The sequence below is a fragment of the Mesorhizobium sp. WSM4821 genome, assembly GCF_055901555.1.
In genome coordinates this window covers 3,350,361-3,372,020 of the sequence record NZ_CM148371.1, presented here as the reverse complement: position 1 = coordinate 3,372,020, position 21,660 = coordinate 3,350,361, and the positions used below count along the sequence as shown (strand labels likewise).

The 21,660-nt window shown below is 63.9% G+C and carries 21 protein-coding genes; 7 read left to right on the top strand and 14 right to left on the bottom strand.

Annotated features, from left to right (window positions below):
• Positions 1-5: 5 nt before the first annotated feature.
• From doeB to ehuR, 10 genes are all read right to left on the bottom strand, one after another.
• The gene (doeB, locus tag AC0NID_RS16185; RefSeq protein WP_473453750.1) at positions 6-1,007 is read right to left on the bottom strand and encodes a N(2)-acetyl-L-2,4-diaminobutanoate deacetylase DoeB; all 1,002 of its coding nucleotides are present in this window, start codon (positions 1,005-1,007) and stop codon (positions 6-8) included.
• A 5-nt stretch (positions 1,008-1,012) separates the two neighbouring features.
• Positions 1,013-2,191, bottom strand: coding sequence for an ectoine hydrolase DoeA (gene doeA / locus AC0NID_RS16180; RefSeq protein ID WP_473453751.1), 1,179 nt, complete (start codon positions 2,189-2,191; stop codon positions 1,013-1,015).
• 38 nt (positions 2,192-2,229) lie between these two features.
• Positions 2,230-3,222 (bottom strand): cyclodeaminase, encoded by a 993-nt coding sequence (locus tag AC0NID_RS16175; RefSeq protein ID WP_473453752.1) that lies wholly within the window; start codon positions 3,220-3,222, stop codon positions 2,230-2,232.
• Positions 3,219-4,211 (bottom strand): hydroxyectoine utilization dehydratase EutB, encoded by a 993-nt coding sequence (eutB, locus tag AC0NID_RS16170; RefSeq protein ID WP_473453753.1) that lies wholly within the window; start codon positions 4,209-4,211, stop codon positions 3,219-3,221. Before eutB ends, AC0NID_RS16175 begins: the two co-directional genes overlap by 4 nt.
• 21 nt (positions 4,212-4,232) lie before the next feature.
• Entirely contained in the window at positions 4,233-5,000 is a 768-nt protein-coding gene (gene eutA / locus AC0NID_RS16165) for an ectoine utilization protein EutA (protein WP_473453754.1), read from the bottom strand.
• Positions 5,001-5,007: 7 nt separating this feature from the next.
• Positions 5,008-5,667: an ectoine/hydroxyectoine ABC transporter permease subunit EhuD gene (gene ehuD, locus AC0NID_RS16160; protein ID WP_473453755.1), complete on the bottom strand. Its 660-nt coding sequence runs from the start codon at positions 5,665-5,667 to the stop codon at positions 5,008-5,010.
• Between the two features lie 16 nt (positions 5,668-5,683).
• Positions 5,684-6,343 (bottom strand): ectoine/hydroxyectoine ABC transporter permease subunit EhuC, encoded by a 660-nt coding sequence (ehuC, locus tag AC0NID_RS16155; RefSeq protein WP_473453756.1) that lies wholly within the window; start codon positions 6,341-6,343, stop codon positions 5,684-5,686.
• Positions 6,344-6,498: 155 nt separating this feature from the next.
• On the bottom strand, positions 6,499-7,350 hold the full coding sequence (ehuB, locus tag AC0NID_RS16150) for an ectoine/hydroxyectoine ABC transporter substrate-binding protein EhuB (RefSeq protein WP_473453757.1): 852 nt from the start codon (positions 7,348-7,350) through the stop codon (positions 6,499-6,501).
• A 92-nt stretch (positions 7,351-7,442) separates the two neighbouring features.
• Complete coding sequence (gene ehuA, locus AC0NID_RS16145; RefSeq protein ID WP_473453758.1) at positions 7,443-8,228, bottom strand: ectoine/hydroxyectoine ABC transporter ATP-binding protein EhuA; 786 nt, start codon at positions 8,226-8,228, stop codon at positions 7,443-7,445.
• Between the two features lie 124 nt (positions 8,229-8,352).
• Positions 8,353-9,738 (bottom strand): MocR-like ectoine utilization transcription factor EhuR, encoded by a 1,386-nt coding sequence (gene ehuR / locus AC0NID_RS16140; protein WP_473453759.1) that lies wholly within the window; start codon positions 9,736-9,738, stop codon positions 8,353-8,355.
• 83 nt (positions 9,739-9,821) lie between these two features.
• On the opposite strand from ehuR, the gene AC0NID_RS16135 reads away from it, so the two are divergent.
• The 4 genes from AC0NID_RS16135 to AC0NID_RS16120 all read left to right on the top strand — a co-directional run bounded on the left by AC0NID_RS16135 (position 9,822) and on the right by AC0NID_RS16120 (position 14,512).
• Positions 9,822-10,310, top strand: coding sequence for an Lrp/AsnC family transcriptional regulator (locus AC0NID_RS16135; protein WP_473453760.1), 489 nt, complete (start codon positions 9,822-9,824; stop codon positions 10,308-10,310).
• A gap of 130 nt (positions 10,311-10,440) precedes the next feature.
• Entirely contained in the window at positions 10,441-11,934 is a 1,494-nt protein-coding gene (locus tag AC0NID_RS16130; RefSeq protein WP_473453761.1) for an NAD-dependent succinate-semialdehyde dehydrogenase, read from the top strand.
• A 35-nt stretch (positions 11,935-11,969) separates the two neighbouring features.
• Positions 11,970-13,349 carry an aminotransferase gene (locus AC0NID_RS16125; protein WP_473453762.1) on the top strand — a complete coding sequence of 460 codons (1,380 nt, stop codon included), beginning with the start codon at positions 11,970-11,972 and terminating at the stop codon, positions 13,347-13,349.
• A gap of 8 nt (positions 13,350-13,357) precedes the next feature.
• Positions 13,358-14,512, top strand: a complete 1,155-nt coding sequence (locus AC0NID_RS16120; RefSeq protein ID WP_473453763.1) for an alcohol dehydrogenase family protein — start codon at positions 13,358-13,360, stop codon at positions 14,510-14,512.
• A 176-nt stretch (positions 14,513-14,688) separates the two neighbouring features.
• Here the strand turns inward: AC0NID_RS16120 and AC0NID_RS16115 are convergent, their stop codons facing one another.
• A complete protein-coding gene (locus AC0NID_RS16115; protein WP_473453764.1) occupies positions 14,689-16,065 on the bottom strand; it encodes an aspartate aminotransferase family protein in 1,377 nt (458 codons plus the stop codon).
• Positions 16,066-16,341: 276 nt separating this feature from the next.
• Here AC0NID_RS16115 and AC0NID_RS16110 point away from each other — a divergent pair, with 276 nt between their 5' ends.
• A complete protein-coding gene (locus AC0NID_RS16110; protein WP_473453765.1) occupies positions 16,342-17,472 on the top strand; it encodes an NAD(P)/FAD-dependent oxidoreductase in 1,131 nt (376 codons plus the stop codon).
• Between the two features lie 43 nt (positions 17,473-17,515).
• Here AC0NID_RS16110 and AC0NID_RS16105 read toward each other — a convergent pair whose 3' ends face one another.
• On the bottom strand, positions 17,516-17,953 hold the full coding sequence (locus tag AC0NID_RS16105; RefSeq protein ID WP_473453766.1) for a CBS domain-containing protein: 438 nt from the start codon (positions 17,951-17,953) through the stop codon (positions 17,516-17,518).
• Positions 17,954-18,165: 212 nt separating this feature from the next.
• Between AC0NID_RS16105 and AC0NID_RS16100 the strand changes: the two genes are divergently transcribed.
• Positions 18,166-18,582, top strand: a complete 417-nt coding sequence (locus AC0NID_RS16100) for a hypothetical protein (RefSeq protein WP_473453767.1) — start codon at positions 18,166-18,168, stop codon at positions 18,580-18,582.
• Positions 18,583-18,640: 58 nt separating this feature from the next.
• Positions 18,641-19,831, top strand: coding sequence for an NADH-quinone oxidoreductase subunit D (locus tag AC0NID_RS16095; RefSeq protein ID WP_473453768.1), 1,191 nt, complete (start codon positions 18,641-18,643; stop codon positions 19,829-19,831).
• Positions 19,832-19,952: 121 nt separating this feature from the next.
• On the opposite strand, the gene AC0NID_RS16090 is transcribed toward AC0NID_RS16095, so the two are convergent.
• Together AC0NID_RS16090 and AC0NID_RS16085 are read right to left on the bottom strand one after the other, a co-directional pair.
• Positions 19,953-20,705: a metallophosphoesterase family protein gene (locus AC0NID_RS16090; protein ID WP_473453769.1), complete on the bottom strand. Its 753-nt coding sequence runs from the start codon at positions 20,703-20,705 to the stop codon at positions 19,953-19,955.
• Positions 20,698-21,510 (bottom strand): hypothetical protein, encoded by an 813-nt coding sequence (locus tag AC0NID_RS16085; protein ID WP_473453770.1) that lies wholly within the window; start codon positions 21,508-21,510, stop codon positions 20,698-20,700. Before AC0NID_RS16085 ends, AC0NID_RS16090 begins: the two co-directional genes overlap by 8 nt.
• Between the last annotated feature and the right edge of the window lie 150 nt (positions 21,511-21,660).

Below are 21,660 nucleotides of genomic sequence, written 5' to 3'. Positions count from 1 at the left end.
CGCCTTCAGTCGACGAGCACGGCGACCACGGCGGTGCAGTCGCCCGCCTTGACCAGTCCGGGGAAATGCCGCGCGGCCAATAGACCCGACATTCTCGCCCTGATTTCCTGCGGTGCGGCACCGGTGCGGCCGGTGGAGTGGATGCGCGCCACAACCTGGCCGTCCTCCACCGGCTCGCCGAGATCGACCATCGTTTCGATCATCCCGTCGTCCTCGGCGAACGAGAAGCAATCGCCCGATGGCATGTCCAGCCAGCGGGTCGGCTGCATCTCGACCGCACCGACGACGACGCCGGCATGGCGCAGCACATTGAGCACGCCGCGGCGGGCGATCCGCACCGTTTCCGCGCGGGAGGTGCCACCGCCGCCAAGCTCGGTGGTGATGAACAGCTTGCCCATCTCCTCGGCGGCAGTATCGAACATGCCGACGGCATCGATCTCCAGCATCTTCATCGACCAGGGCGCCGAGAACGCTTCGACCGCCGCAAAGCCTTTCGCTTCCAGCACCTTGTCGGGCCGGATATGGGCGGCGCAGAACGGCACGAAGTCGAGCGTCTTGCCGCCGGAATGGAAGTCGAGCGCGATGTCCGTGCGCGGCAGAAGTTCGCGCTGGAAATAATCGGCGATCTTCTCGGTCACCGTGCCATCGGGCCGGCCCGGAAAACTGCGGTTCAGATTGCCCTTGTCGATCGGCGAGGTGCGGGTGCCGGCACGGAACGCCGGATAGTTCATCGCCGGCACGATGATCACCGTGCCGCTGACTTGCCTCGGGTCAAGCGTGCGCGCGAGATCATAGAGCGCCAGCGGCCCCTCATACTCGTCGCCATGATTGCCGCCGGTGAGCAATGCGCTCGGCCCGTTGCCGTTGCGGATCACGCAAATCGGGATCATCACCGATCCCCAGGCCGAATCGTCACGGCTATAAGGCAATCGCAGGAAACCGTGCTGCACGCCGTCGCGGTCGAAGTCGACGGTCGGCGTGATCGGCGATGGGCGAAGGTGGGACACCGGGCTCAATTCTTCACCACCAGCTTGCGCGGCACATTGGCCAGGCACTCGACCCCTGTCTCGGTGATCAGGATGGACTCGGTGATTTCGAGCCCCATCGTTTCCAGCCACAGGCCGGTCATGAAATGGAAGGTCATGCCGGGCTTCAGCTCTGTGCGATCGCCGGGGCGCAGGCTCATGGTGCGTTCGCCCCAGTCAGGTGGATAGGAAAGCCCGATCGGATAGCCGGTGCGGTTGTCCTTGACGATGCCGTATCTCTTCAGCACCGCGAAGAAGGCGTTGGCGATGTCTTCGCAGCTGTTGCCCGGCTTTGCCGCGGCAAGCCCGGCCTCCATGCCCTCCAAGGTCGCCTTCTCTGCATCGAGGAATTCCTGCGTGGGCTTACCAAGGAACACAGTTCGGGAAAGAGGACAATGGTAGCGGTTGTAACAGCCGGCGATCTCGAAGAAGGTGCCCTCGCCCGACTTCATCGGCCTGTCGTCCCAGGTGAGATGCGGCGCCGACGCGTCAGTGCCCGACGGCAGCAGCGGCACGATCGCCGGATAGTCGCCGCCGATGCCGTCGACGCCGCGCGTGCCGGCATCATAGATCTCGGCGACCAGATCGCATTTGCGCATGCCGACTTCTATTCTGTCGACGATGCGCTGGTGCATCGCTTCCACGATGCGGGCGGCCTTGCGCATATAGTCGATTTCCGTCGGGCTCTTCACCGCGCGCTGCCAGTTGACGAGTGCCGTGGCATCGACGAAGCGGGCGTTCGGCAAATGTTTCTGCAGCGATGCAAAGGCGGCGGCCGAGAACCAGTAATTGTCCATCTCGACACCGATGCTGAGCTTGCCCCAGCCGCGATCGCTGAGCACGCTGGCGAGGTAGTCCATCGGGTGGCGTTCGGTCGACTGCACATAGTGGTCGGCGTAGCCAACGATGTTGTCGTGCGCGAGATAGGCAGTGCGCTTGGCGCCGTTGGCGTCCTGGCCGCGCCCGTACCACACCGGCTCGCCCGACGGCGGCACGATGACGGCCTGATGCACATAGAATGACCAGCCGTCATAGCCGGTCAGCCAGGCCATGTTGGACGGGTCGCTGACAACAAGCAGATCGACGCCCTTGGCCTCCATGGCCCTCCGTGTCTTGGCGAGGCGATCCGCATATTCACCGCGCGAAAATTTCAAATTGGGCTGCATTGTTGTTGGTCCTCGTTTGTTGGGCCTTGCGGCCAGCATCAGCTTTCGAAAATCGTTCCGGTGTTGGCCGCCCGGGCACGGTCGCGGGCGAGCGTGGCGATCGCCGTGTCCTGCACGCCGGTGCCGGTGAGGTCGGCGATGGTGATGTCGCTGGCTGAGCGCCGGCCGTGCTTTTCGCCGGCGATGATCTGGCCGAGCTCGGTTACTTCGGCATCGGCCGCCATCACGCCCGCCGCGATGGCATGATGCAGTTCGCCCAGCAACCGCGTCTGTTTCGCGCTGTCTGCGACGTAGAGATCGGCCATGCGCAGGATCGCCGGCGCGATCTCGTTCTTATGCTCGGCGTCGGAGCCCATCGCGGTGATGTGCTGGCCGGCAGAGATGAAGCCGGCCTTGATCAGCGGTTCGGTCGACGGCGTCGTGGTGACGATGATGTCGGCGCCGGCCGCCGCCTTTGCCGCATCGGGCTCGGCGCGCACGACGATGCCCAGTCTTTCGCGCAATGCGGCTGCCGCGGCTTCGGCCTTGGCGGCGTCCCTGGCCCAGATGCGGGCCTCGCTGATCGACCGCACCAGCATGAGCGCCTCGAGCTGCAGCCCGGCCTGGACGCCGGCGCCGAAGATCGCTGCGATCGAGGAGTCCGGCCGCGAAAGGTGTTTCGCCGCGACCGCGCCGGCGGCCGCGGTGCGGATGTCGGTCAAATAGCCATTGTCGAGCAGCAGCGCCTCGACCAGCCCGGTTTTTGACGACAGCAGCACCATCATGCCGTTGACGCTGGGCAGGCCGAGCTTCGGATTGTCGAAGAAGCCAGGGCTGATCTTGATCGCGAAGCAGTCGATCCCAGGCACATAGGCGGTCTTGACGTCAACCTCGCCGCGCTGCTCGGGAATGTCGAGCCGCAGGATCGGCGGCATCGCCACCGGCAAGGTGGCAAGCGCGCGGAACGCATTCTCGATGCAGGCGATGGCGTCGAGATCGAGCTTTACGATCGTACGCAATTCGGCTTCGGTGAGTATCGTCATTCGGTTCATGCGGCGCTCTCCTCAATTGCTTCGCCGCAAACGACTTTCCTGTGCAGCGTCATGTCGATGTTGCGGCCCGACAGGATGAGTACCGTGGGACCGCATGCCCTGGCCTTGCCGGCAAGCACGGCGGCAATGCCGACCGCGCCGGCGCCTTCGACGATCTCGCGCTCCTGTTCGTAGGCATGGCGGATGCCGGCGGCGATCTCGTCCTCGCTGAGCAGGATCACGTCGTCGAGCAGGTCGCGGCACATCGAGAAGGTCAGCCGGTTGTCGAGGCCGATGCCGCCGCCGAGCGAATCCGCCAATGTCGGCAGTTCCTCGATTTGCACCGGCCGGCCGGCATCGAGACTCGCCTTCATCGCAGCACCCCGCTCCATCGAAACGCCGATGACCTTGGTGCCGGGGCTGGCGCCCTTTACGGCAGCAGCCACACCCGACGCCAGTCCGCCGCCTGACAGCGGCAACAGCACCAGGGCGGCATCCGCGACCTGCTCGATGATCTCCAGCCCGAGCGTCCCTTGCCCGACGATGATATCAGGATGGTCGAAGGGCGGCAGCATCACCAGCCCGTCTTCCGCGAACAGCCGTTCGACCTCCTGCTGCGCATCGTCCTGGCTGTTGCCGACGATGCGGATCTCGGCGCCGAGCCGGCGGATCTCGTCGAGCTTATTTTGCGGCACCAGCCGCGACATGCAGATCGTGGCGCGCATGCCTTCAAGCTTCGCCGCATGTGCCAGCGCCCGGCCGTGATTGCCGGTCGAGGCGGCAACCACGCCACGCGCCTTCTCCTCGGGGCTTAGCGACGCGATGGCGTTCGAGGCACCACGCAGCTTGAAGCTGCCGGTGGTCTGACGATGTTCGAGCTTGAGATAAACGGGCGCACCCAAGTACCCGGAAAGACTCGGCGAAAGGACGGTCGGCGTGCGCTCGATCCTTGCGGCAATGCGCTGGCGGGCTGCACGGATATCGGCGATGGTGATGTCGTTCGTGGTCATGATCTTTGCTCTGCGATCAATTCAAGGCAGCGTCATCAGACGGCCGAATTCGGCGCGCGGCTCGTCGTCGCCGCAAAGCCGCAGGCAGTTCCAGGCCGTCGCCTGGTTGCTGGTGACGACCGGACGGCCGATCGCCTCTTCCATGCCGACCACCGCAAGCGCGGCCCGCAGCGCCGTGCAGGAGACGAACAGCGCGTCCGCTTGCGCATCGGTCGCCTCGCGCGCCAGATCGACGAGCGACGCCGGCGCAATCCGTGCCATCTCGCGGTCGTCCTCGAAGCCGAGACAGGTGAAGCTGGCGATCTCGAAACCGTGCGCCGCGAAATAGGCCGCCATCGGCCGGCTGGTCTCGACCGTGTAGGGGGTGAGGATACTGATCGTCCTGGCGCCCAGCGCCTTCAAGCCGCGCACTCCTGCCATCGGCGGCGTGACCACGGGCACGCCGGGCTTGGACGCCTGCACCGCCGCCTCGATCTCGGCATCGCCGATGACCACGGAGGCCGAAGTGCAGGAATAGCAGATCGCATCGAGCGGCTCGTCGGGCAGGATGAGCGCCGCGCCCGCCGTCAGCGACGGCTGCATCTTGCGCAAATTCTCCGGCGTCGTCGGATTGGCGTAGGGGATGCGCGCGACATAGACGCCGGTCAGGTCGCTTGCCACCATGCGGCGAAAATCCGGTTCGGTCGTATGGTCGGTGGCAAGGATGATCAGCCCAACACGCTTTTCCAGCGGACGCGCGTCGAGCGCCGGCCGTGTCGGCGCCAGTCTGATTTCGGGCAAGTGTTTCATGAAGAGACTACCTCTCGATCTTGCCGTAGCGATGTTCCAGCCAGCGCAACAGCACGACAGAGAAAAGACTGATGACGAGGAAGAAGGCGCCGACCAAGGTCATCGGCTCGACATAGCGGTAATAAGTGTTGGCTACGCTCTTGGCCTGGTTCATCAGTTCCAGCACGGTGATCGCCGAAAGCAGTGGCGTCTCCTTGAACATTGCGATGAAGTAGTTGGCAAGCGCCGGGATCATCGGCGGTATAGCCTGCGGCATGATGATGTTGGTCCAGGTCTGCCTGGCGTTGAGATTGCAGGCCTTGGCGGCTTCCCACTGGCCGCGCGGCACATTGTCGATACCGGCGCGATAGACCTCGGCCGTGTAGGTGCCGTAATGCAGGCCGAGGCCGATGACGCCCGCCACCAGCGGCGGCAGCAGGATACCGATGTCCGGCAGCACGTAGAAGATGAAATAGAGCTGCACCAAGAGCGGCGTGCCGCGGATGAACTCGGCGAGGAAGCCGACGCTGCGCGACAAGCCCCTGTTCGGCGAGCGCCGCGCCAGCGCGATGGCCAGCCCCACGATCGCGGCCAGAACCGAGCCGAGCAGCGTCGCCAGGATGGTGATCTTCACGCCCTGGATCAGCGTCGGCATGATCTCCCGGACGAAATTCCAATCCCATTCCATTATGAGGCCCAATCCATCAGACGCGCACCCCGTCGAGGCCCCGCGCCATGCGGCGTTCCAGCGAACGTACGCCCCACGAGATGACCAGAGCGAGGACGAAATAGATGATGAGAATGGTGGTGAAAGGCACCAGCGTGTTGCCGGTCTGCGAGCGCACCACTTGTGCCTGGAAGGTCAGGTCGGTGAGCGAGATCAGCGAAACCACGGCGGTGGCCTTGAGCAATTCGATGGCGTTGTTGCCGAAGGTCGGCAGCATGACCAGCAGCGCCTGCGGCAGGATGACGTAGCGCATGGCTTGCCAGCGGCCGAGATTGAGCGCGGTGCAGGCCTCGTACTGTTCGCGGCCGATCGACTGGATGGCGCCACGCACCACCTCCGCCGCATAGGCGCCGACATTGAGGCCGAGCGCCAGCACGCCGGCCTGCAGCGGCGTCAGCGAAATACCGATGAAGGGCAGCACGAAATAGGCCCAGAACAGCTGCACGAAGATCGAGGTGCCGCGGAAGAATTCGATGTAGGCGGTGGCCAGCGCACGAAAGACGAAAAAACGCGACAGCCGCCCCAGCCCGGCGAGAAAGGCCATGATCAGGGCAAGCACCGACCCCATCAGCGTCAGCTCGATGGTGATCAACGCTCCCTGCAATATCAGGCCGAGATAGCCGGACCATTGGGTCATTTATGTATTGTCCTACTTGGACGTTGGGTCGAAGTCCCCTTCACCCGCCCTCCGCTTCGCTCGGGCGACCTCTCCCCGAGGGGAGAGGAGGCTTGCAACGCCGGCTCCCCAGCTGGGGAGAAGGTGGCCCGAAGGGCCGGATGAGGGGGCTGTCCCTACTTCGCCGAGCAGAGCTTGTCGCGGCTCGTCGACATCGCCGCTGCCGCCGAGAACCCGTAAGGCTCGATGATCTTGGCGAATTCGCCGGATTCCTTCAGCTTGGCCAGTTCGACGTCATAAGCGTCGCGCAACGCCTCGTCGCCCTTCTTGAAGGCCGCGCCGTCGCAATAGACCGGCGCGCCGACCACCGGGGCGACCACTTCAAGGTTCGGATCGTTGGCCTTCTTGACAAGGTCGTTGATCGACAGCACCGGCAGCGAATAGGCGTCGATGCGGCCGTCCTGCAGCATCTTCAGGCCGCTCTGGCCGTCCGGCACGACGATGACGCGCTCGCGCGGCACTCCGGCAGTGAGCGCCAGCTTCTCCTCGGTGCCGCCGCCCGGCGCCCCGATCGTCGCGGTGGCATCCTTGGCGACATCCTCGTAGCTCTTGAAGCCCTTCGGGTTGCCCTTCTTGACCAGCATCGCCTCGGCGTCGCACAGCACCGGTTCCGAATAGACGACCGCCGCGCAGCGCTCCGGCTTCATGAACAGGCCGGCGGTGACGACGTCGAAGCGGCCGGCCTGCAGGCCAGGAATCATGGCGCCATATTCCGAGATCGAGGCGACGATGTCGTTGACGCCGAGGCGCTTGAAGATTTCGCGCGCCACATCGGGCGCGGCGCCCGAAACCTTGCCGTCGGCCGCGACCGCCGTATAGGGCGGCTCATTGGCGATGGCGACGCGGGCGAAGCCCTGCGCCTTGAGCTCTTCGAGCTTGCCTTCGTCGGCCGAACCCGCTGTCGCGACGGCCAGAATTGCGGTTAGCGTAACACCGGCCATGCCGGCCAGAATGCCAAGTTTCTTCATCGTTCCCAACTCCTTGCTTCTCTTCTTGGTTTGCTTTTACTGGACGGCTTCGCCACCCTTGGAGGACGGCGTTGCCACCTCCGACATGGCGGTCAGACGCGATGTCCGGCCGCGATGATCTTCTTCAGGAAGCCCTGAGTACGCTCCTGCTTGGGATTGCGGAAAATCTCGTCGGGCTTGCCTTCCTCGACAATCTTGCCGCGATCGAAGAACAGAACCCGGTCGGCGAAATCATGGGCAAAGCCCATCTCGTGGGTGACCAGCAGCATGGTCATGTCGGTCTCGGAGCAGAGCCGCCACAAGACGTTCAGCACCTCCTCGACCAGTTCCGGATCGAGCGCCGATGTCACCTCGTCGAACAGCATGATCCTGGGCTGCAATGCCAGCGCCCGGGCGATCGCCACGCGCTGCTTCTGCCCGCCGGAAAGCTGCGCCGGCATGGCTTTGGCCTTGTCGGCCATGCCGACCATGTCGAGCAGTTCCATCGCCCGCTTTTCGGCGGCGGCGCGCGGCATGCCCTTGGTCAGGATCGGCGCCAGGGTGACGTTGTCGATGACGCTTTTGTGCGGAAACAGGTTGAATAGCTGGAAGACCATGCCGATCTTCTGTCGCATTTTTGCCAGGTGCCGCTCGTCGGCGGCCAGCAACTGGCCGTTGCGCTCCATATGGTAAAGCTGCTCGCCGTCGATCTGGATGTGGCCGCTGTCGATCCGCTCCAGTGTCATCAAGATCCGCAGGATTGTCGTCTTGCCCGAGCCGGATGGGCCGATCAGCGCCAGCTTCTCGCGCGGCATGACCTGCATCGACAGGCCGTCCAGAACCTTGAAGGTGCCGAAGCTCTTCGAAATGGCGTCGATCTTGATGATGGGCGCGGACAATGAATTTCCCCGTTCTGGAGAAGGCTATGCCCCTAACGATGCGGAACGCGCCAAATCATGTCAATCGGGAAAATAAACTCATGACAATGTTTGTGACTCCGCACAATTTCGCGGCAATATCTGCCTAGATCGCCAGCAGGAGATGCTCCGGATCGCCGAGCAGAAGCTTGGTGACAACGCTGAGGCCCGCGCGCAGTTCCCCCTCGGTAGTCGAGCCAAGCGAGATACGAACCGCCGGCTGCCAGGGCGCCGCAGAGATGCGGAACGATGTGCCTGGCGCGATCGCCACGCCCTGCAGGCGGGCTTGTGAGACGAAACTCTCCTCGGCGCGGTCGCCTGGCAGTTGCAGCCACAGATGCAATCCGTCGCGATGGACACGATAGTCGACGCCGGCGAGCACTTGCGCCGCGATCTCCTGCCGCCGCCGCAGCGCCGAACGTTGCCAGCGGACGAGTTCCATCGCGGTGCCGTCGGTCACCCATTTGGTGGCGATCTCCGCCACCAGCGGCGTCGCCATCCAGTTCGAGACGAGATGCCGGTTGGCGACGGCGGCGACATAACGGTCGGGCGCCGCGAGATAACCGATGCGCAGGCCCGGCACCACGATCTTGGTGAAGGAGGTGACATAGAGCGTGCGCTCGGGCGCGAAGACAGCGACCGGCGGCGGACGGCCCTCGACCAGTGGGCCGAGCACGTCGTTCTCGATGATGGCGATATCGTGCTTGCGCGCCACCGCGGCGATCTGCTCGCGCCGCGCGGCGTCCATCAGCGTCGCGGTCGGGTTGATCACCGAGGGCTGCACGAACACGGCCCGGATGTCGGACAACCGGCATGCCTCGTCGAGCGCCTCCGGGATCAATCCATTGTCGTCGATCGGCAGGCCCTCGAGGTTGAAGCCGAGATAGCGCGCCAGCGGGATCAGCGTGTGGTGTCCAATCGCCTCGGTGGCGACGGTCGAACCGGGCGGCGCCACGCTCATCAGCGCCACCGTCATGCCGGCCGTGGCGCCGTTGGTCAGGCTGACATTCTGCGCGGACACGTCGAGACCGCACAGCCGCAGCCACTCGACCGCGACGGCTCGGTGACGCGGGAACACCATGTTCGGCCGGAACGACAGCGCCGAACTCGACGGCAGGTTTCCGGCGAGCCAGCCCAGCGCCTGCTTCAGCCGCTCCAGATGCATCGGCTCGCAGACCGGCTTCAGGATGGAGAGGTCGATGACCTCGCCCAGGCGTTCCGGCAGGTAGGGTGGCTCCGGCTCGCAGCGCTGCGTCTGCACGAAGCTGCCGCGGCCGATCTCGCCGGACACCAGGCCCCGGCGGATCAGCTCTTCATAGGCGCGACTGACCGTCTGCACCGAAAGCTTCAGGTCGTCGGCCAGCCGGCGATGCGTCGGCAGCCGCGCGCCGTTGGCCAGCCGCCCGTCATGGATGGCGCGCGCGAACTGGTCGGCGAGTGATTGATAGGCCGGCCGCCGGATGAGCGCGGGATCTGGACGCCACAATGTCATGACTTATTAGAGATCGAAATCAGTGCAATTGACAATCGAAATAATGCGCCGTCATGGTGTCGGGGACGAAAAAGTGGACGCTCATGGCCGCACCGAAACTCGATCAGATCGACCTGAAAATCCTCGACGCGGTCCAGCGCGACGGGCGCATCACCAAGCTGGCGCTCGCCGACAAGGTCGGCCTGTCGCCGACGCCGTGCTGGATGCGGCTGAGAAAGCTGGAAAAGGCCGGCATCGTCTCCGGCTATCACGCCAAGGTGGCGATGCGCGCCGTGGCCCCGGTCGCCACCGTGCTGATGGAGGTGACGCTGGCCAGCCACCGCCAGGCCGATTTCGACCGTTTCGAGCGCGTCATCCGCGACGTCCCCGAAATCGTCGCCTGCTGGTCGGTGGGCGGCGGCGTCGACTATCTGCTGAAAGTGATGGCGCGCGACATCGACGCCTATCAGCGGCTTGTCGACGCGTTGCTCGAACGCGAGATCGGCATCGACCGTTATTTCACCTACATCGTCACCAAGACGGTGAAGGAGGAGGTCGCCTTGCCGGTGGCCGATCTGCTGCCGGCGTCGTGACACTGGAGAGATGGTCTGCCCGGGCGATGCAATAGAGACAATCTCTCTACGCGCGAGCGCCCAAACAGCCTCTCTGTCTGCTGCACGCGAATAGTCTTCTCGTATCACTCCGAACCGGGAGGTTTCGAACATGTCCGCGCATTTTGCCCGCCCACTACGCCACGAAGCGCTTGACCGGCTGGCCGACCGCCGGCTGCTGCGCGAACTCGCCTATGTCGACGGCCACTGGATGGCGAGCGAAGCCGCCGAGAGCTTCGAGGTGACCGATCCAGCCACAGGCGCCACCGTTGCCTGGGTTGCCACGCTCGACAGCAAGCAGACGAGCAAGGCGATCGACGCGGCGTCCCGCGCCTTTCCCGCCTGGCGCGCGGCTCTGCCGCAGGAACGCGCAAGAATCCTGCGAAAATGGTTCGACCTGATCATCGCCGCCAAGGATGACCTGGCGCTCTTGATGACGCTCGAACAGGGCAAGCCGCTCAAGGAATCGCTTGGCGAGATCGACTACGCCGCCTCCTTCGTCGAGTGGTATGCCGAGGAGGCAAAACGCCTCAACGCCGAAAGCGTCACCAGCCATCTGCCAAACGCCGAGATGATGGTGCGACGCGAACCGCTCGGCGTTGTCGGCGTCGTCACGCCGTGGAATTTTCCCGCGGCCATGCTGACCCGCAAGGCGGCAGCCGCCCTTGCCGCCGGCTGCACCATCGTCGCGCATCCCTCCTCGGAAACGCCGCTGTCGGCGCTGGCGCTGGCCGAACTCGGCGAACGCGCCGGCCTGCCGGCAGGCGTCTTCAACGTCGTCACAGGCAAGGCTTCGACCATCGTCGGGCGGATGTGCCAAGACCCGCGCGTCCGCGCCATGAGCTTCACCGGCTCGACCGAGATCGGCAGGCTGATCGCCGCGCAGAGCGCGCCGACGATGAAGCGGCTGGTGATGGAGCTTGGCGGCCACGCACCACTGATCGTTTTTGCCGATGCCGATCTCGACAAGGCGGTGACCATCGCCATCGATGCGAAGTTCGCCACGTCCGGCCAGGATTGCCTTGCCGCCAACCGCATCTATGTCCAGCGGCCGCTTTACGATCGCTTTTGCGCTGCCTTCGCCAGACGCATCGAGATGTTGCGGACCGGCAATGGCCTGGCTGATGACACTGACATCGGGCCTTTGATGCACGAGCGCGGCGTCAAGAAGGTCGAGGAGCAGGTCGCCGATGCGCTGGCTGGTGGCGCGCGCTGCCTCACCGGCGGCAAGCGGCATCCGGCCGGGCCGCTATTCTATCAGCCGACCTTGCTCGCCGATGTTGCCGATGACGCGCTGATCATGCGCGAGGAAACCTTTGGTCCGGTCGCCGCCGTGACGCCCTTCGACAGCGAAGACGAGGTCATCGCCCGCGCCAACGCCACCGAATATGGGCTCGTCGCCTATGTCGTCACCGAGAATGGCGGCCGCCAATTGCGCATGGGCCGCGCGCTCGACTACGGTATGGTCGCCATCAACCGCGTCAAGATCACCGGTGCGCCGATCCCCTTCGGCGGCGTCAAACAGTCCGGAATCGGCCGCGAGGGCTCGCGCCATGGGCTCGAAGCCTTTACCGACCTGAAGTATCTCTGCCTGGATGTGGCGTAGGCCGCGCCTGACACGTTTTCCTTAGGAGTAAAAAGATGCTCGACCAGTCCAATGAACTTGCCGCCTGGGACCGCGACCACTTCTTCCATCCCTCGACCCATATGGGCACGCACGCGCGCGGTGAATCGCCGACCCGCGTCATGGCCGGTGGTGAAGGCGTCACCATTTGGGACAATAATGGGCGCAAGAGCATCGATGCCTTCGCCGGCCTCTATTGCGTAAATGTCGGCTATGGCCGGCAGAAGATCGCCGACGCCATCGCCGCGCAAGCCAAGAACCTCGCCTATTACCACGCCTATGTCGGCCACGGCACCGAGGCGTCGATCACGCTTGCCAAGATGATCATCGATCGGGCGCCGCAAGGCATGTCGAGGGTCTATTTCGGCCTTTCCGGTTCCGACGCCAACGAAACCAACATCAAGCTGATCTGGTACTACAACAATGTGCTTGGCCGTCCGGAGAAGAAAAAGATCATCTCGCGCTGGCGCGGCTATCACGGCTCCGGCGTCATGACCGGATCGCTGACCGGGCTCGATTTGTTCCACAACGCCTTCGACCTGCCGCGCGCGCCGATCCTGCACACCGAGGCGCCCTATTATTTCCGCCGCGCCGACCGCTCGATGAGCGAGGAACAGTTCTCGCAATACTGCGCCGACAAGCTCGAAGAGATGATCCTCGCCGAAGGCCCGGACACGGTCGCCGCCTTCATCGGAGAGCCGATCCTCGGCACTGGCGGCATCGTGCCACCGCCCGCACTCTATTGGGAAAAAATTCAAGGCGTGCTGAAGAAATACGATGTGGTGCTGGTCGCCGACGAAGTGGTGACCGGCTTCGGCCGGCTTGGCACCATGTTCGGGTCCGACCATTACGGCATCAAGCCCGACCTGATCACCATCGCCAAGGGCCTGACCTCGGCCTATGCGCCACTGTCGGGCGTCATTGTCTCGGACAAGGTCTGGCAGGTGCTGGTGCAAGGTTCCGACAAGCTCGGCAGCATAGGCCATGGCTGGACCTATTCGGCCCATCCGATCTGCGTCGCAGCCGGGGTGGCCAACCTGGAACTGATCGACGAGATGGACCTGGTGACCAACGCCGGCGAGACCGGCGCCTACTTCCGCGCCGAACTCGCGAAAGCCGTCGGCGGCCACAGACACGTCGGCGAGGTGCGCGGCGACGGCATGCTGGCGGCGGTCGAATTCGTCGCCGACAAGGACGACCGCATGTTCTTCGACGCCTCGCAGAAGATCGGGCCGCAGGTCGCGGCTGCCCTGGCGACAAGCGGCGTCATCGGCCGCGCCATGCCGCAGGGCGACATTCTCGGCTTCGCGCCGCCGCTCTGCCTCACCCGCGAAGAGGCTGACATCGTCGTGTCGAAGACGGCCGATGCGGTCAAGAGCGTGTTTGCCAACATCTGAAAACCGACATGAATGCCATGACCAAAACCCTCCCCGCCACCATGGCCGCCGTGCAGCTGATCGGTCACGGCGAACCGGAAAAACTCGTCTACCGCACCGACGTGAAAGTGCCCTCGCCCGCCCCAGGTGAAGTGCTGGTCAAGGTCACCGCTTGCGGGATGAACAACACCGATGTCTGGGTGCGTCAGGGCGCCTATGGCACGGAAGAAGATGCTGCCGCGGTATCGACCTGGCGCCGACAAGGCAACACGCTGACTTTCCCGCGCATCCAGGGCACCGACACGGTCGGCAACATCGTTGCCGTCGGCGATGGTGTTGCTTCGGCCCGCATCGGCGAGCGTGTGATGGTCGATTTCTCCATCTACAACCGCGACGACGATTCCCTCGCCGACATCGACTATATGGGCCATGGCCGTGACGGCGGCTATGCCGAGTATCAGGCCGTGCCGGCCGAGAACGCTCATGTCGTCGACACCGACTTGACCGATATCGAACTCGCCACCTTCTGCTGCGCCTATCTCACCGGCGAACAGATGCTGGAACGTGCCGCATTGAAGGCCGGCGAGCGGGTGCTGGTCACCGGCGCGTCGGGCGGAGTCGGCTCCGGCATCGTACAGTTGGCGCGGGCGCGCGGCGCCATTCCCTATGCCGTTGTCGGCAAGGGCAAGGAGCAGGCGGTGCTCGACATCGGCGCCGAGGCGGTGATCACCCGTGGCGTGGCTGACCTGCCGGCTGCCGTGAACGAGGCGACCGGCGGCCAGCCGATCGACGTGGTTGCCGACCTTGTCGGCGGCGCGATCTTCAACGATCTCTTGCGCATTCTTCGGCCCGAAGGCCGCTACACGACGGCGGGAGCGATTGCCGGCCCGGTCGTGCAGCTCGACCTCAGGACCATGTACCTCAAACAACTTCAACTGCATGGCTCGAGCCAGGGCACGCGGAAGGATTTCCGCCGCATCGTCCGCTACATCGAGGAGAAGAAGATCCGGCCGCTGATCGGCGGCGTCTACAAGCTGTCCGATTTCCACCGCGCCCAGGCGGATTTCATCGCCAAGGATTTCGTCGGCAAGCTGGTGGTCGTTCCGGATGCCGTTTCGGATCTCTCCGTAGGCGCCGTCGGCGAAGCTGCCGATCTCCCCCCTTGCGGGGGAGATGCCCGGTAGGGCAGAGGGGGGTGCTGTCCCTCCGGCCTATTTATCACTCGCGACTACCATAAATGCTTCGGGTTAGGATGGGGTCACACCAAAGTTGGCGATCCATCCCCCCTGCCGGCATCTCCCCCGCAAGGGGGAGATTGGATGTCGCTTCGGCTTTCGCTAATCGCCAACGCGGGATCCGATCAGCTCTGTGATCCGACCTGCTTGGAGGCGGCTTCGAGCGATCTTTCAAACGCGTCGATCATCTGGTCGACCTGCGGCTCGGTGATGATCAGCGGCGGGCAGAAGGCCATCGCGTCGCCCATGTTGCGCGAGATGACGCCGTTCTGCTGCATGAAGCCGTTGACGAGCCCGCCCAGCGCGCCGAGGTCGCCCCACGGCGCCTTGTTCGCTTTGTCGCCGACCAGTTCGACCGCCGCGATCAGGCCGACGCCGCGGACCTCGCCGACAAGCGGGTGCGAAGCGAGTTCGCGCAGCCGCTTCTGCATATGCGCGCCGACCGTGCGCGCATTGCCGACGAGGTCGCGCTCCTCGATCAGCTTCAGGTTCTCGAACGCGACCGCCGCCGCAACGGGATGGCCGCCGCCGGTGAAGCCGTGACCGAACGTGCCGATTCGGTTGCTTTCGTCGGCAATCGGCTCGAAAACCCTTTCGTTGATCAGCAGGGCCGAGATCGGCAGGTAGGACGAAGAAATCTGCTTCGACAGCACCATGATGTCGGGCCTGATGCCGAAGGTCTGCGAGCCGAACATTTCACCGGTTCGGCCAAAGCCGCAGATGACCTCGTCGGCGACGAGCAGGATATCGTATTTCGACAGGACCGCCTGGATCTTCTCCCAGTAGCCGGCCGGCGGCACGATGACGCCGCCGGCGCCCATGATCGGCTCGCCGAAAAAGGCGGCAATGGTTTCCGGGCCCTCGGCCAGAATCAGCTTTTCCAGATCGTCGGCAAGCCGGCTCGAAAACTGCTCTTCACTCTCGCCCGGCAGCGCCTCACGCCAGTGGTGCGGCGTCGACGTGTGCAGCACATTGGCGATCGGCAGGTCGAAGGAAAGGTGGTTGTTGGGCAGTCCGGTCAGGCTCGCCGCGGCGATGGTGACGCCGTGGTAGCCGCGATTGCGGCTGATCATCTTCTTGCGCGACGGCTGGCCGAGCGCATTCGACCGGTACCAGATCATCTTGATGGCCGTATCGTTGGCCTCGGAGCCGGAATTGGTGAAATACGCCTTGCTCATCGGCACCGGCGCCATCTGCACCAGTCTTTCGGCAAGATCGATCAGCGGTGAATGCGATTTGGAGCCGAAGTCGTGATAGTAAGGCAGCTTCGACATCTGGCGCACAGCCGCATCGACCAGCCGCTTCTCGGAAAAACCGACCGCGACGCTCCAAAGCCCGGCCATCGCCTCGATGTAGCGGTTACCGGCCAGATCCTCGACATAGATGCCGTCGCCCTTCTCGATGACGAGCGGACCTGCCTCCTGATGCTTGCGGGCATTGGTGTAGCCGTGCATGTGGTAGCTGATGTCGCGGGCTTCGGGAGAATTTGGTCGGGCGTCCATGCTGGTTCCTGTCGTGTATGCCGGGACGTGGGTCCTGCCGCCGTTCGGCGCGCATCGGCAGGTTCCCTCTTGCATTGATGCTGTTTGATGCATCTGTTTCCTGTAACGGTGTCAAGGCATTTCGGAAGGCTGGCGGATGGACGCAGACGTGTGCAGAATTTCGGCTTCGATGCCGTGGAGCGCGAGAACCTGCGCCAAGTTGTCCGCGCGCCGCCGGGACATGACCGTCGAACGGCACACCAGCAGACACAACAACATGGCTGAGGTGGCCTGATCATGGACCATGTCGACTGCATCGTCGCCGGCGCGGGCGTCATTGGCCTGGCGATCGCGCGCGGCATGGCGCGTCGCGGCATGGACACCCTGATCCTAGAGGCGGAAAACGCCATCGGTACCGGGACCAGTTCGCGCAATTCCGAAGTCATTCATGCCGGCATCTACTATCCGGCCGGATCGCTGAAGGCCCGGTTCTGCGTGGCGGGTCGGGAGAAGCTCTACCGTTATTGCGAGGAGCGGGCGGTCCCGCATGCGCGCCGCGGTAAGCTCATCGTCGCCACGGATGCCGAACAGGAGCCGGTGCTCGCTTCCATCCGAGCCAATGCGTCCGCTTGCGGCGCGGGCGACCTGACGCCTTTGACCGCAACAGAGGCGCGCGGGCTGGAGCCCAGGCTGCGGTGCACGGCGGCCTTGCTGTCTCCCGCCACCGGCATCATCGACAGCCACGCCCTGATGCTTGCGCTGCTGGGCGATGCCGAGGAGCACGGGGCGGCGCTAAGTCTCAACACCCGCATCGTCGCCGGCCGCATCGAGCGAGTCGAGGGGAGCCGCATCGTGCTCGACACGGTCGACAGCACCAGTAGCGAGCGCTTTGAAATCGCGACGACGCGCTTCGTCAATGCCGCCGGGCTTGGCGCCACGGCGCTTGCCGGTTCGCTTGATGGGCTCGACCAGCAATTCGTGCCAAAGCTTCGCTACGCCAAGGGCAATTATTTTTCCGTCGCCGGCCGGGCACCCTTCTCGCGGTTGGTCTATCCCGTGCCCGAACCCGGCGGGCTCGGCGTGCATCTGACGCTCGATCTCTATGGCGTCGCCCGCTTCGGACCGGATGTCGAATGGACGGATCAACTCGACTATCGCGTCGATCCGGCTCGCGGCGAACGCTTCTACAACGAAATCCGCAAATACTGGCCGGACCTGACCGATGGCGGCCTGCAGCCGGACTATAGCGGCATCCGGCCAAAACTCTCCGGTCCCGGCGAAGCCAATGCCGACTTCGTCATCCAGGATGCGGCGGTGCACGGCGTGGAGGGCCTGGTCAACCTGTTCGGCATCGAGAGCCCTGGCCTGACGTCAAGCCTGGCGATCGCCGACCATGTTGCGCAGCGGCTCGCGCCGAAGGCAAGCTAATTTAGACACGCGGGGCTGGCGCGCCAAGCTCGCATAGGACGCATCAATGCGTCGTCTGCGAATGGTCGCCGCCCGGCTGCGAAATGCCGCCCAGCGCTTCACCGGCCCAGGCTGCCTCGCCATTCGCTGCGAGATCGCCGAGCGAGACTATGCCAACCAACCGCCGGTCGCGGCTGATCACCGGCAGTCGCCGCAGTTTGAGATTGCCCATGTGCTGAAGGACATCGTCGACTTCCTGGTCGTCAAAGCAGCATCGTACCTCGGCGCTCATGACGTCCCTGATCTTGGCGTCGGGGCCTTTGCCCTCCGCGATCCCGCGGACGGCAATGTCGCGGTCCGTGATCATCCCGACCAGCCGGTCATTCTCGCCGACGGGCAGAACACCGGCGTCAAGATCGGCCATGGCTCGTGCGGCATCTTGCAAGGATTGGTCCGGACTGGCGACCTGAACATTCTGTGTCATGCACTCGCTGATTCTCATGATTTTCTCCTCGAGGTGCAGCGCCCCGCCGATCCTGCGATCAAGGTGTGATCGAGGAAGAATGAGCGCCTGTCGGAATCGTTCCATCTTTCCACCGCGCGCGACGGGTCCGGACAGAGCCATCACCAATGTGACGGACCGGGAACCATAATCCGGTACAATGGTTGAGTGGTCACCGAGTGGTCCTCCTCGCGCAAACGGAAGGAAAGATCATGCGCATGTTGACGACAATTGCCGCCCTTTCGGGGTTGGCCCTCGCGCAGCCGATTCACGCGCAGCCCGGCGACCCGCAGCTTCCCCAGATCGCGCCCCCGGCTCCGGAAGCCCTGCCCGATCCAACCCTGCCGCAGCCTGACCAGGCCATGCCCGATCAAGGTTTCACCGACCAGAACTTCACCGGCATTGCGATCATCGCCCTCGAGGACTTGCCCCCGGAACTCAAGACTCAAGCCGAGGCCGTGATCACTCAGACCAGCGTTGAAGATCTGCTTACCCTGCAGAGCTCGATCGATGCGTCGCCACAGGCGGCGTCGGCGCTGGCGGCGAACGGGCTTGATTCCTCGCAGGTTGTCGCTGCCAACGTCGACGGCGACGGCACGCTGACGCTGATCATCCAGACGACGACTTGATCGGCAGTCCGGGAGCACCGGCTTCGGCTGCAAAAACCCAGTACAGCGGAGCACCGTCATGGGCGAAGCCGCAGTTCGCAATTTCACCCTCAACTTCGGGCCGCAGCATCCGTCTGCCCACGGCGTCCTGCGGCTGGTGCTGGAACTGGACGGCGAGATCGTCGATCGCGCCGATCCCCATATCGGCCTGCTCCACCGCGGCACCGAAAAACTCATCGAGCACAAGAACTATCTGCAGGCCCTGCCCTATTTCGACCGGCTCGACTATGTCGCACCGATGAACCAGGAGCATGCGTTCTGCCTCGCCGCCGAGAAGCTGCTCGAAATCTCGGTTCCCAGGCGCGGACAGCTCATCCGCGTTCTCTTTTGCGAAATCGGCCGGCTCTTGTCGCATCTCCTCAACGTCACGACACAGGCCATGGACATCGGCGCGCTGACTCCGCCGCTCTGGGGTTTCGCCGAGCGCGAAAAGCTGATGGTCTTCTACGAGCGCGCGTCCGGCGCCCGCATGCATGCGAATTATTTCAGGGTCGGCGGCGTGCACCAGGACCTGCCTGCGAAGCTCCTCGACGACATCTGGGCTTTCTGCGATCCGTTCCTCAAGGTCTGCGACGACCTCGACGAATTGCTCACCGGCAACCGCATCTTCAAGCAGCGCAATGTCGATATCGGTGTGATCGGGCAGGACGACGCCTGGGCCTGGGGCTTTTCCGGCGTGATGGTGCGCGGATCGGGTGCGGCGTGGGACCTGCGCAAGGCGCAGCCATATGAATGCTACCCCGAGATGGATTTCGACATCCCCGTCGGCAAGAACGGCGACTGCTATGACCGCTATCTCGTCCGCATGGAGGAGATGCGCCAGTCGGTCAGGATCATGAGGCAATGCCTGGAGAAATTGCGGTCGCCGGAAGGCCGGGGGCCGGTCGCCATCCCGAACCAGAAGATCACCCCGCCGCCGCGGGCGACGATGAAACGCTCGATGGAAGCGACCATCCACCATTTCAAACTTTATACCGAAGGGCATCGCGTGCCCAAAGGAGAAGTCTACGCAGCCGTGGAAGCGCCGAAGGGCGAATTCGGCGTCTATCTGGTTTCAAACGGCGGCAATACTCCGTATCGATGCAAGATCCGCGCGCCGTCCTTTGCCCACCTGCAGGCGATGGATTTTCTGTCGAGGGGGCACATGATCGCCGATGTCGCCGCGATCATCGGGTCGCTCGATATCGTGTTCGGCGAGATCGACCGTTAGCGCATTTTACAGCCAAGTGGAATCACTTGGTGTCGCAGAAACGCTTCTAAAACAAATAGATAGAGCGGTGTTTCTTAGTTCAACTTGAAACGCGTCCCGCTCTGACGACGCGCAGGGTGTTTCAGATTTCGAGCAAGGCGTAGGGACGGCCGGTAGGCTTCGCCACGTGCATGGCGACGTTAAACACCGGCGCGCCGCCGGGCGTGCGACCTTCATAGACGCCGCGATGCGCGTGGCCATGCACCACGGCGCTGACCTTGAACCGATCGATCGTCTCCGCCAGGCGCGACGAGCCGAGGAATGGAAAAATCTCCAACGGCTCGCCAGCGACCGTCTCGACGACCGGAGCGTAGTGCAGGACGACGAGCGTACGTTTGGCGCGGACCTGCCGCATTGCGTTTTCGAGCCGCATCGATTCGCTGACGCTTTCGGCAACCATGGCCTTGATCGCCGGCTCGCCGAAGGAGCCGAGCATGCGCGATCCAAAACCGCCGATGAAACCCTTCACGCCGACAAAGCCGACCTCCTTGATTTCGGTCGTCTGGCCGTCGAGAAGATGGACGCCCGCCTGCCGAAGAATGGCGCTTACCTCGCCGACCGCGCCGGATTCATAATCGTGATTGCCGAGCACGGCGACGACCGGGATTGCGCAGGCGCGTAAATCCTCCGCAAGGACTTCGGCCTCGCGAGGCTTGCCGAGATTGGTGAGGTCGCCGGTGAGCACGAGAATGTCTGCTTCGCGCGAGACCTCGCCGAAGAGATCGCGGCAGGAGCCCTGGGCGTCCTCCTGCACATGCAGGTCGCCGACGGCCGCAATCTTGACTGTGCGGTCTCTTCCGGTCCTCGCCATGGCGGCTTTGCCATTCTCAGCCATCGCGGAATTCCCCCGTTCCGCCGACGCCGGCAAAGCCCCATTCCTTCACGTCGATCTCATAGTCGGTCGGCGAAAGCAGTCGTCCGCGGCAGATCTTCATCCGGGGCGTAGGCAACTCCCTCTGCTTGGCGAGACGGTCGAGCAATTCGTCGAGCAGCCAGGCGGGAACATGATCGCGCTCGCTCGGATAGATCCATCGGAAATTCAAAAGCTGCATCAACAGCACCTCCCAGTGGACTTCCAGATAGGAAAGCAGCCGGTGCCAGTCGATTTGATCTTGCGCCTTGAGGATCGTATGGGCGACGTCGGCGCCGTCATGGCGGCCTCTGTCCTGGATGAAACACTTGGACCAGATAAGTTCCGTCGGACCGACGATCCGCACCCGGCTGCCCAGCAAATCAATTTGCCGTGCGTGCTCCAGCCACTGGTCGCTGACGGGCATGGTGCCGTTCGCCGATGCGAATATGACGTCAAAGAAATGCGTGCCCTTGAAGACCTTGCCGATCCACCGGTCATCCAAGATCTCGACCGCATAACCGGCCTGCTTGAAATGCGCGAGGATGCGGGCGTAGTCGCCGGCCTTGCAGAAAATGTCTAGATCCTTCGTCCGGCGTGTGACGCCCGTATAGGCGCTCACCGCGTAGGTGCCGGCGACAAGAAAGGGGATGTCCGTCGCGGCGAGTTCGCGGATCGCCGCGGTGTAGAACACCTCGGCCTCGGCGTGCTGAAGCGTCGGCTCCGCTTTTGCATCGATCGTCGGAACGGATGCCGGGATGGCGCCTTCCGGTGTAGAATGATTGGTCATGAAACCGTGGCTCCGAGACCCCGCAACCTGCAACTGTCCGTTCTTAAACAAGGCCGCCGCCGCATGGTTCCGTTGCCGGCGTCATGCAAACGGGCCTCTCCATCGGACTGCGAGGCGGCCGAAACCGTCAAAAAATGCGATGGTGGAGCC

What these genes read in the sequence shown, in the direction of transcription:
- doeA (WP_473453751.1), bottom strand. Translation starts at nt 2,191, where the DNA reads ATGCAGCCCAATTTGAAATTTTCGCGCGGTGAATATGCGGATCGCCTC.
- AC0NID_RS16175 (WP_473453752.1), bottom strand. Translation starts at nt 3,222, where the DNA reads ATGAACCGAATGACGATACTCACCGAAGCCGAATTGCGTACGATCGTA.
- eutB (WP_473453753.1), bottom strand. Translation starts at nt 4,211, where the DNA reads ATGACCACGAACGACATCACCATCGCCGATATCCGTGCAGCCCGCCAG.
- eutA (WP_473453754.1), bottom strand. Translation starts at nt 5,000, where the DNA reads ATGAAACACTTGCCCGAAATCAGACTGGCGCCGACACGGCCGGCGCTC.
- ehuD (WP_473453755.1), bottom strand. Translation starts at nt 5,667, where the DNA reads ATGGAATGGGATTGGAATTTCGTCCGGGAGATCATGCCGACGCTGATC.
- ehuC (WP_473453756.1), bottom strand. Translation starts at nt 6,343, where the DNA reads ATGACCCAATGGTCCGGCTATCTCGGCCTGATATTGCAGGGAGCGTTG.
- ehuB (WP_473453757.1), bottom strand. Translation starts at nt 7,350, where the DNA reads ATGAAGAAACTTGGCATTCTGGCCGGCATGGCCGGTGTTACGCTAACC.
- ehuR (WP_473453759.1), bottom strand. Translation starts at nt 9,738, where the DNA reads ATGACATTGTGGCGTCCAGATCCCGCGCTCATCCGGCGGCCGGCCTAT.
- AC0NID_RS16135 (WP_473453760.1), top strand. Translation starts at nt 9,822, where the DNA reads ATGGCCGCACCGAAACTCGATCAGATCGACCTGAAAATCCTCGACGCG.
- AC0NID_RS16130 (WP_473453761.1), top strand. Translation starts at nt 10,441, where the DNA reads ATGTCCGCGCATTTTGCCCGCCCACTACGCCACGAAGCGCTTGACCGG.
- AC0NID_RS16125 (WP_473453762.1), top strand. Translation starts at nt 11,970, where the DNA reads ATGCTCGACCAGTCCAATGAACTTGCCGCCTGGGACCGCGACCACTTC.
- AC0NID_RS16120 (WP_473453763.1), top strand. Translation starts at nt 13,358, where the DNA reads ATGAATGCCATGACCAAAACCCTCCCCGCCACCATGGCCGCCGTGCAG.
- AC0NID_RS16115 (WP_473453764.1), bottom strand. Translation starts at nt 16,065, where the DNA reads ATGGACGCCCGACCAAATTCTCCCGAAGCCCGCGACATCAGCTACCAC.
- AC0NID_RS16110 (WP_473453765.1), top strand. Translation starts at nt 16,342, where the DNA reads ATGGACCATGTCGACTGCATCGTCGCCGGCGCGGGCGTCATTGGCCTG.
- AC0NID_RS16105 (WP_473453766.1), bottom strand. Translation starts at nt 17,953, where the DNA reads ATGAGAATCAGCGAGTGCATGACACAGAATGTTCAGGTCGCCAGTCCG.
- AC0NID_RS16100 (WP_473453767.1), top strand. Translation starts at nt 18,166, where the DNA reads ATGCGCATGTTGACGACAATTGCCGCCCTTTCGGGGTTGGCCCTCGCG.
- AC0NID_RS16095 (WP_473453768.1), top strand. Translation starts at nt 18,641, where the DNA reads ATGGGCGAAGCCGCAGTTCGCAATTTCACCCTCAACTTCGGGCCGCAG.
- AC0NID_RS16090 (WP_473453769.1), bottom strand. Translation starts at nt 20,705, where the DNA reads ATGGCTGAGAATGGCAAAGCCGCCATGGCGAGGACCGGAAGAGACCGC.
- AC0NID_RS16085 (WP_473453770.1), bottom strand. Translation starts at nt 21,510, where the DNA reads ATGACCAATCATTCTACACCGGAAGGCGCCATCCCGGCATCCGTTCCG.